The sequence below is a fragment of the Streptomyces cavernae genome, assembly GCF_004023625.1.
GTDB classification, from domain to species: domain Bacteria; phylum Actinomycetota; class Actinomycetes; order Streptomycetales; family Streptomycetaceae; genus Streptomyces; species Streptomyces cavernae.
The window spans coordinates 1-841 of record NZ_RPDJ01000132.1; the positions used below are offsets into that span (position 1 = coordinate 1).

Annotated in this window: 1 protein-coding gene; it reads right to left on the bottom strand. The window is 67.9% G+C overall.

The features are described from left to right. Positions 1–705, bottom strand: a 705-nt coding sequence (locus EF387_RS46485; protein ID WP_128382590.1) for an IS256 family transposase, incomplete at its 3' end; no start/stop codon positions are given. Between the last annotated feature and the right edge of the window lie 136 nt (positions 706–841).

Genomic DNA, 841 nt, shown 5'->3' on the forward strand with positions numbered 1-841 from the left:
GTGGGCGTCGGAGACGACCAGCTGGACACCGGACAGGCCGCGGGCGATCAGCGAGCGCAGAAACGCCAGCCAGCCGGCGCCGTCCTCGGCGGTGGCGACGTCCAGTCCGAGGATCTCGCGGTGGCCGTCGGCGTTGACGCCGACCGCGATCAGGGCGTGGACGTTGATGATGCGTCCGCCCTCGCGGACCTTCTGCGTGAGCGCGTCCACCCAGACGAACGCATACGGACCGGCGTCCAGGGGCCGGTTACGGAAGGCTGCGACCTGCTCGTCCAGGTGCCGGGCCATCGCCGAGACCTGGGACTTCGACAGCTGGGTGACGCCGAGGGACTCGGCCAGCTTCTCGACCCGGCGGGTGGAGACACCGAGCAGGTAGGCGGTGGCCACCACCGAGATCAGGGCCTGCTCGGCCCGGCGCCGGCGTTCCAGGAGCCAGTGCGGGAAGTAACTGCCGGACCTGAGCTTGGGAATGGCCAGTTCGACGGTCCCGGCCCGGGTGTCCCACTCGCGTGGGCGGTAGCCGTTGCGGTGATTGACTCTCTCGTCGCTGACCTGGCCGTATTCGGCGTTGCAGAGGGCGTCTGCCTCGGCGGACATGAGCGCGTCGGCGAACGTCTTGACCATCGCGCGCAGCAGATCGGGACTCGCCGCGGCGAGGTTCTCCTCCGCGAGGACGTGCAAGGGCACACTGTCTGGTGCGGTCATCGTGCTGATCTCCTTCGAGCTTTCGACAACTCGAAGATCAGCCGGTGGCCGTTCTTCTATCCGGACACTCACTCCGACGCCGGGACAAACACCCGGATCAGGTGGGAGCCCATACACCACTTCTCAGGACGCAACC